General features: G+C 50.8%; 10 protein-coding genes. 2 read left to right on the top strand and 8 right to left on the bottom strand.

Annotated elements, in window-relative coordinates; all coding sequences use genetic code 11:
• Positions 1-511: thioredoxin-dependent thiol peroxidase (gene bcp / locus Q0236_RS03875; protein WP_297915311.1), on the bottom strand; the 511-nt coding region annotated here is incomplete at its 3' end.
• Between the two features lie 247 nt (positions 512-758).
• On the opposite strand from bcp, the gene Q0236_RS03870 reads away from it, so the two are divergent.
• A complete protein-coding gene (locus tag Q0236_RS03870) occupies positions 759-1097 on the top strand; it encodes a hypothetical protein (protein ID WP_297915309.1) in 339 nt (112 codons plus the stop codon).
• 36 nt (positions 1098-1133) lie between these two features.
• Entirely contained in the window at positions 1134-1652 is a 519-nt protein-coding gene (locus tag Q0236_RS03865) for a hypothetical protein (RefSeq protein WP_297915307.1), read from the top strand.
• Positions 1653-2017: 365 nt separating this feature from the next.
• Here the strand turns inward: Q0236_RS03865 and Q0236_RS03860 are convergent, their stop codons facing one another.
• From Q0236_RS03860 to Q0236_RS03830, 7 genes are all read right to left on the bottom strand, one after another.
• On the bottom strand, positions 2018-2443 hold the full coding sequence (locus Q0236_RS03860; RefSeq protein ID WP_297915305.1) for a molybdopterin-binding protein: 426 nt from the start codon (positions 2441-2443) through the stop codon (positions 2018-2020).
• A 294-nt stretch (positions 2444-2737) separates the two neighbouring features.
• Positions 2738-3094, bottom strand: coding sequence for a DUF488 domain-containing protein (locus tag Q0236_RS03855; RefSeq protein WP_297915303.1), 357 nt, complete (start codon positions 3092-3094; stop codon positions 2738-2740).
• 20 nt (positions 3095-3114) lie between these two features.
• Entirely contained in the window at positions 3115-4461 is a 1347-nt protein-coding gene (purF, locus tag Q0236_RS03850) for an amidophosphoribosyltransferase (protein WP_297915301.1), read from the bottom strand.
• A gap of 11 nt (positions 4462-4472) precedes the next feature.
• Positions 4473-4829: a HepT-like ribonuclease domain-containing protein gene (locus tag Q0236_RS03845; RefSeq protein WP_297915299.1), complete on the bottom strand. Its 357-nt coding sequence runs from the start codon at positions 4827-4829 to the stop codon at positions 4473-4475.
• Positions 4822-5139 (bottom strand): nucleotidyltransferase family protein, encoded by a 318-nt coding sequence (locus Q0236_RS03840; protein WP_297915297.1) that lies wholly within the window; start codon positions 5137-5139, stop codon positions 4822-4824. The genes Q0236_RS03845 and Q0236_RS03840 overlap by 8 nt, the downstream gene beginning before the upstream one ends.
• A 29-nt stretch (positions 5140-5168) precedes the next feature.
• Positions 5169-5930 (bottom strand): 4-hydroxy-tetrahydrodipicolinate reductase, encoded by a 762-nt coding sequence (dapB, locus tag Q0236_RS03835; RefSeq protein WP_297915295.1) that lies wholly within the window; start codon positions 5928-5930, stop codon positions 5169-5171.
• A 50-nt stretch (positions 5931-5980) separates the two neighbouring features.
• The coding region (locus Q0236_RS03830; RefSeq protein ID WP_297915294.1) for a DUF748 domain-containing protein at positions 5981-8171 on the bottom strand (2191 nt) is incomplete at its 5' end.

Here is an 8171-nt window from a genome sequence, read left to right as displayed (position 1 = left end):
GCAGATCCGCGAGCACCTTTGCCGCGTGATCTTTCGCCTTGACGCTTTTATAGACCTTTAAAATTTTGCCGTCCTTGCTGATCAAAAAGGTCGAGCGCACGATGCCCAGATACTCGCGCCCGTAGTTTTTGCGCACCTGCCACGCGCCGTATAGCTTGGCTACTTCGTGCTGCGGATCGCTCAGCAGGATGTGTTTTAGGCTCTGCTTGGCGATGAAGCCCGCGTGGGATTTTGCGCTGTCGGGGCTGATGCCGACGATCACGCAGTCTGCGGCGATAAAATCATCGTACGCGGCGCTAAATTCGCACGCTTCGGTCGTGCAGCCGGGGGTGTTGTCCTTGGGGTAAAAATACAGTGCGACCTTTTTCCCCGCGAAGTCCTTTAGCGCGACGCTCGCTCCGTCGGCGTTTTGTAAGCTAAACTCGGGCGCCGCATCTCCCGCTTGCAGCGTGATTTTGCGCTCGCGATCCTCTGTGCTGAACTCGTCTTCGATCTGTGTTTTTCTCTGCATATCGTGTCCTTTTTTGAAATTTTCGGGCTCGTCGCCCAAATCGCGGCTAAATTTTAATCTTTTTTCATAAATTTATCCTCGCTTGGATGAAATTTTGCCCCGCGCGGCAGCTATGCGCGAAACGAACCGCACGAAGAGGCTTAAATTTAGCGGCTCGTGATATAATTTTGCGCGAGCTAAATTTAAAACCCGCCCGCGGCGAGTAAATTTATAAAATTTACGCCCGGTGCGCGCGCAAAGGAGAAAAATGGCACGGCTAAAACTCAGGACCGAAATTTTATGGCGGAAGCGACTTGAAAACGGCATATTCGGCGGTATCGCGCCTACGCAGGATCCGTTCTGCGCGGACGTATTTTATGTCGCGGACGGTTGGGGCAGCTCTTACGCCTCTATGCACCTGCGCCGCATGAGCCTTGCTGCGGGCGAGGAAACTGCTAGCGCGCTGGTTCGAAACGCCGTACGCTGCATGCATTTTAGCGCAGACGCGCAGCACATTTTCGCCGTGACCGATAACAAAATTTACCGCCTGCATAGGAGCTCGCTACAGATAGATGAAAAATACGAAAAAGGCGTGCCTAAGTACTAGGGCTTCGTCGCGGGGAACGAGCAGGACACGCTTGTTTTGCTAAACCGCTCGGGCGGCAGCGTTGCGGCCTTTAACTACGCGCAGGGCGGCGTGAGCAAAAAGCGGCTGAAGGATGAGGGCTGTCGCCTGCTACTGCGCGGCAGCGGTGAGCGCTATCTCATCGCATCGCCGGTGCGGGGCTGCGTGCAGCGATACGACGTCGCAAAAGGTAGGGTCGAGGTACTCTTTGAGGTCGGCACCTTTGATGCCGCGCAGCTTGATAATGCGGGAAATTGGTACTTTCACCCCGCAATTTACGTCCCCGCTAAAATTTGCGACGGGCACGGCGAGGGTGTGCGGATGATTTTATCTAGTAAAATTTTAATGCTCGGTGCGGACGGAGCGCAGAAAGAGTGGGATACGGGAGTTAAATTTAAGCAAATGCGCCTTAACGCGGACGAAAGGTCGCTGTTTTTGCAGAGCGAAAACGGCGTTTGGCGCTTTTTGCCAAGCGTCGGGCGGATCGTAAGCGAGATCCTTCTAGACGGGGGCGAGCGGCTGGAGGCCTTTTTTTGAGCAGCGAAATTTAATACTTTGCAGCGTAAAAGAGGAGGGCGGACAAAGTCTCATCGCCAGACAAATTTTAGAATTTTAGGCGAACGCAGGAGCTTGCTTTGCATCGCGGGCGTGAAAAAACTTTGTAGCATTTTGCGGCGCGTTTTTGCAGGCGGCGAAAATTTATTTTTCGCGCTGTATCTAAAAGGCGCTAGCAAGGGTTTTGTACGAGATACAACTCTATCGCAAACTAAATAGATGTGATTAAATGTGGCGCTGAAAAATTTAAAGAATATCCGCGGCATCCCCGCTCGCAGTTAAAATTTTATTGAAATTTAGGATTTGAAAATTTAGGGGCGCGGATGTCGCCCCGTTTGAACGGCTGATTATTTTACGCCGACGATGATTTGAGTAGCTTTGATGATTGCGGTTACTTCATCATCTTTTTTAAGCGCTAAATTCTTAACCGATTCGTTTGTGACGGTTGCGCTTAAATTCTCGCCGCCGGCGCTTCTGACGCTGATCTCGGCATTTACCGCGCCCTCTTTAACGGCGGTGATTTTGCCCTTTATTTGGTTGGTCGCGCTTAAGCGTAGATCGTTCTCGCCTTTGGAGATGATGACGCTTGGGGCTTTGAATAAAAATACCGCCTCTTTGCCGGCTTTTAGATCTAGACCTTTTTCGGAATCGGTCGTGACGGTCGCTTTTAGCACGTCGCCGCCCTTAGTTTTGCCTACGATTAGCGAGTTTACCGCACCTGTTTTTACCTCTGTGATCACAACGTTAAGTTGATTTCTTGCACTGATTGCCATTTTTGGCTCCTTCTAAAAAAATATGGGCGAATATTAGCGGCAAATTCTTAAATGAAATTTAAAAATTCCGGATGTAAGAAATTAATTTAGTTTGTTGCGAAATTATATTGATTGCGTCTTTAAATTTACAGTCCGCGTAGCAAAAAATGAATTTAAAAAATTAATCAAGTTCTAAATTTGCATATATAAATTCGAGCGATTTTGTTTGGATTACGACCCCGCTTTTTATAAAATTTCAAAATTTTCGTGGGATTGCGGCGTAAATTTCGCCGCTCGGTTTGCAAAGCAGCTCCTTTATTGCACCTTGCTTTGCAAGAAATCGCGCAAAATCATCGCGTGGTTGCACTGCTCGTCCTTTGCGGCGTACAGTAGCGTCACTAGCGGCTCATCTTTGACCGCTTTCAAAAACTCCTCCACGGCGGGATTTTGCGAAAGCTCGGCTAGATAAAGCTCCTTAAAATGGGCGAAATTCTCAGGCTTATGCGCGAAAAGCTTGCGTATTTCGGTGCTAGGCGTTATGTCCTTTGCCCACATATCAAGCTCCAGCGCGTCTTTTTTTATACCACGCGGCCATAGCCTATCGCAAAGCACGCGAAAACCATCCTCTTCCTCTGCGCTCTCATAGACGCGCTTAATCTTAAATTTTGTCATAGTTTGCTCCTTTAAATTTGCTAATCTTTGATGAAATAATCGCCGTCGAAGCTTACGAGCGAGTATTTGCGCTCGCCCCCAAGCGCCTCTACGAGCTCGGGCACGCTAAGAAACGTGAGGCTGTCGGCGCCTATAAATTTGCAAATTTCATCCGTGCTCATATTTGCGGCGATCAGCTCGCGCACGCTCGGCGTATCGATGCCGTAGCGCTCGGGATACTTTAGCTCGGGGCTTGCGATGCACATATGCACGCGCGCCGCGCCCGCATGGCGCAGAAGCTCGACGATCTTTTTGCTCGTAGTGCCGCGTACGATGCTATCGTCCACGACGACGACGCTTTTGCCGTGCAGTGCCGCGCCGATCGGATTTAGCTTGAGTTTGACCTTCAAATTTCGCACCTCTTGCGTCGGCTCGATGAAGGTGCGGCCGATGTAGTGGTTGCGCACGATCGCCATCTCGAAGGGCAGCTTGCTCTCTTGCGCGAAACCAAGCGCCGCCGGCACGCCGCTATCGGGCACGGGCACGACGAAATCGGCTTTTAGCTCTTTACATTTTCGTGCGAGCGCCGCGCCCAGCTTTTTTCTGACCTCGTATACGTTTTTGCCCTCTACGACGCTGTCGGGGCGTGCGAAGTAGATGTATTCAAACGCGCAAATTCTAGCCTCCGCGGCTTTTAAAATTTGAACCGAGCTGAACTCATCCTTGCCCTCTTCGAAGATCACCATCTCGCCGGGCTTTACGTCGCGGATGAACTCGGCTCCTACGAGATCAAACGCGCAGGTTTCGCTCGCGACGATATAGCCGCCGTCTTTGAGCCTGCCGATGCTGAGCGGACGCACGCCGTAGCGATCGCGCACGGCAAACATCTTCGAGCGGCTCAGGATCAGAAGCGAGTACGCGCCCACGCACTGATTCAGAGCTTCGACGATGCGGTCTTTTAGATGCTCCTGCTTACTGCGTGCGATGAGGTGCAGGATGTTTTCGGTGTCCATGCCGGACTGAAAGATCGCCCCCTCGCTTACGAGCTTACGGCGAATTTCGTCTTTATTGATCAAATTTCCGTTATGAACGATCGAGATCTCCCCCAAAGCGTAGTTGCCGGCTACCGGCTGCGCGTCCTTCAGGCTGTCTGCGCCCGCGGTGCCGTAGCGGTTGTGGCCGATCGCGATGTTGCCCTTTAAAAGCTCAAAACTCGCGGGGCTAAAAACCTCCGTCACGAGCCCCGTGGCTTTGATCGTTTTGATATGATGATTAAAGCTCGAGCTGATGCCGCTTGCCTCCTGGCCGCGGTGCTGCATGGCAAAAAGCCCGTAATACGCGGTCTTAGCCGCACCTTCGGAATTTATGACTCCCACGATTGCGCACATTTTCTAACCTCTTAAATTTTATTTTTTAGAAATTTATCTATATTTTGTTTTATACTCGGCAGGTAGTCGCTAATTACGCTTTGAACGATGGCTAAATTTAATCCTTCGTAATCGTGTGCCGAAGCGTTTCTGATCCCGCGAAATCCTGCTATATCGCTTGGTGCGAATATACTTAGAATTTCCATATCGCCGCTATCTTGAATTTTTTGCAGTTGCTCGTTGCAAGAGATTAGATGCATTATTATGGCGGGTCGGTCGCGAAGTTCGTCAGCAAGCGCTTTTTCAACACCGATTTTGCAGATTTGTTGTATCGCGTCTATCTTTTTGCAGATCAACTCAAGCCTTTGCAAATTCCTCTTATTATACATAGATAGCTCCTTCTAGTAGCTTTAGCTTCTTTTCATCGCTCATCGATGCAGTATCGCATATATCTACCGAAATTTTAAATTTATTAGCGATTCGTCCTCTTAGCTCGTCTAAATATATAAACGTTCGCATACCGCCGCCAAGACGAGCGATTGTTTGCTCGCTACTTTCGATAGTTACGTCGATATCCGAGGCGATATTCGCTCCGCCTGTGGCGTAGCTGCCAAATAGTCCGACTTTGTAAATTCCAAAGCTTTCAAGCTCGGGCTTTAGCTCGCGCAAAAAATTTAAAATTTCATCTTTGGTTGGCATTTTTTCCTCTTAAATTTAGCGGCAAAGGTCTAGATTCCTAAGCAGTCGTCTATGCCGTAAAGCCCGCTATTTTGGGGCGCTAGCCAAACTGCGGCCTTTATCGCGCCTCTGGCAAAGGTCGCGCGCGAAGTTGCCGTATGATTTAGCTCGATAAATTCGCCATCTCCGTAAAATCCCACGGTGTGGCGCCCGACTATATCGCCTCCGCGCAGCGACATCACGGCGATCTCGTCCTTGCCGCGCTCGCCGATGAGCCCGTCGCGACCGCTTACGCGCACGTCTTTTAAGCTTAGCTCGCGCGCGCTCGCGGCGCTTTCCGCAAGGCTCATCGCCGTGCCGCTCGGGGCGTCTTTTTTGTGGCGGTGGTGCATCTCTAAAATTTCGCAGTCAAAATCGCGCAGGCTCTTGCTAGCAAGCGCCACGAGCTTGTTTAGCACCGCGACGCCCAGGCTCATATTCGTAGCGTGCAGCACGGGCATCTTCGCGCCGCATTCGCGCAGTAGCCGCTCGCCCTCCTCTCCTAGAGCCGTCGTGCCGATACAAAGCGGCTTTGGGTGCGAAAGCGCAAATTTCATTAAGCTTATCGCGCCGTCTCGGATCGTGAAGTCTATCACGACGTCGCAGCCGCTAAAAAGCTCGTCGTAGCTGCTCGTTACGGCGCAGCTCGGCGTATAATCAAGAGGCGCGACCGTGTAGATCACGCTTGCTCGCGCCTGATCGAAATTTTTCAGGCACTCGTAGATCATCGTGCCCATTCTGCCGCTTCCGCCGTGAATTCCTATATTTATCATCGCCGCTCCTTAAATTTTAATCCGCTTAGTATAGCCAAATTTTGCTTACACTACCTCTCTACGCCGAGACTTAGCGGGATAAAGCTGTTTTGTTTGAGCTCGGCTTCGCTTGGTTTTTTGATCTCTATGCGGGAGGCGCTTACGCCGCGCTGCACGAGTGCCGCTTGCACGGCAGTCGCCCTGGCAAGGGCTAACTCATCAAGACGCGAACGGGTAAATTTTTGCGCCCCTATCAGCTCCTCCATCGCCTCATCGCCGCCGGATTTGATACCGTATTTGATCTTAAGCGCCGCTATGGCTTCATCCGTGGAGAGGCCTTGTTTATTGGACATCAGCGTGAGGGTATTTTGCAGAGAGCGCCTTTGAAACTCGTGAGTATCGAGCTTTTCGTTATACGCAGAGTTTAGGATGATCTTAAGTTCGGGCTTGGCTTTTGCGACCTTGGCTAAATCATCTATTTTAGAGTTTTCGCTGATTAAAATTTCACTGCTCGCCGCCTCAAAATCGATACTTTCGAGCTTTTTCGTATCTACGCCCGCGATCTTTCCCATAAATCTAAACGGGCTTAATACGATGTCGGAGAGCAGCTTTTTGACCGCGCCCCAAACGAGCGCGCCGTAGCTAAATTTCGGATCGCTCAGCGTGCCGCTTAGAGGCAAGCTAATATCGATCTGATCGTCGCTGTCCTTTAGAATCGATACGACTAGACCGATCGGAAGGCTCAGCGCGTCCTTACTCTGCACCTCTTTGCCGAGCTCGAAGCGGTCTAAATTTAGATCATTGCTTGCGTTTAGCTTGCCATCGTCGATTTTGTAGGCGAGTTTTAAATTTAACTTACCGCCTGCGATTTCATTGCCGATATACTTGGCGGTATAGGGCGATACGGGCACAAGCGGGATCTCCTTTAAAACGACGTTTATATCGCTTTTGCGTTTAAAATCCAGCGGATAGACGCGCGCCGTGATGCTCGCTAGCCCGCTTCCGCTTACGAGCGAGCTAAGCTTGATATCCGCCGCCCGCTTCGGACTGATCTCGCTGATGCTTGCTTTCATATCGCTGATGCGCAGTTTAAAGGGCGCCGCTAGGCTCTCGTCGGTAAAATTTAAACTTCCGCCGCTAAGCGAGATATTTTTTACGCTCCACGCAAAGTTTGCCTTGCTTTTTGCGGATCTGCTAGGCGCAGCTTCGGCGGGCTTTGCGGCCTGTTTTGCCTGCGCGGTAGGTCTTATCAGCGAGAGCAAATTTAAACGCCTGTCTTTATTTAGCGAGATATTTGCCGCGGGTGAGCCAAGAGTGATCTTATTTAGCGTGAGAGAGTTTGGGCTTAGTGCGATTTGCGCGACATTCAGCGACGCAAGCGAGAAAATTTTATCCCTGCCCGAGCTTAGCGCCAAGCCCTTGCCCGATAGCTTTGCTTCGAGCGAGAAGGCGTTTGAAAGCTTCAGCTGCCCTTGCGTAGTGAGCTCGCCTGCGATGGAGCCCGTGATAAATTCCGCCGCGTATTTGTTAAAGACGCCCAAGTTCGGCGCATTTAGGCTGAAGTTCACGCCTACGTTAAGCGGCGCGATACTAGCCTTGCCGTCCGCGTTAGCGGTGATCTCGCCCGTGATAAGGCTTGCTTTGATACCGAAAGGCTCGGCGAAATTCGAGCTTAGCCCGCTTAGCGTGGCGCTGAAATCCTTGATCTCGTGCACGTTGTTTTTAACGATAAAGCTCTCGCTGATCTTAGCCTTTGCGCCCGTTACGGAGGCCTCGCCGATCTTAAATTTTAAAGCGGGGCTTTTGGCGGGCTTTTTAGAATCCGAATTTGCGCCGCTTGCCGTAGAGTTTACATCCGTCGGGTTTGCATCGCCCGCGCTCGCTATTTTTTTGGAGCTTGCAGGATTTTTAGAGATCGCGCTTAAAATCGCCAGATCGTTTATGCTTTTGGCGCCGTTAACGCTCACTTCCGAGTTGAAAAACGGCTCGTTTAGCAAAATTTTATCCACGCCCAGATCGAGATCCGCGATGTTAAATTTCACCCCTTGCACGCCGAAGCTTTCAAATCCGCTAAAAATTCCGTTTTTGTTTGCGATTTTGGAGTTTGAAATTTTAGCAAACTCCAGGCTTACGCCGTTTTGCGCGCCCTCTTTGTCGTAGCTAAATGCGCCCAGCTCGGTTGCGGCGACCGAAATTTTATCGCTGCGCGCTAGCGTAATCTGCGTATCCGCGATATTAAAGGCGCTAAAACCCGTATGAAGG

The organism is uncultured Campylobacter sp. (assembly GCF_938031315.1).
GTDB lineage: Bacteria > Campylobacterota > Campylobacteria > Campylobacterales > Campylobacteraceae > Campylobacter_B.
The sequence above is the reverse complement of the archived record's forward strand: the minus strand, read 5'-3'. Positions and strand labels throughout refer to the sequence as shown.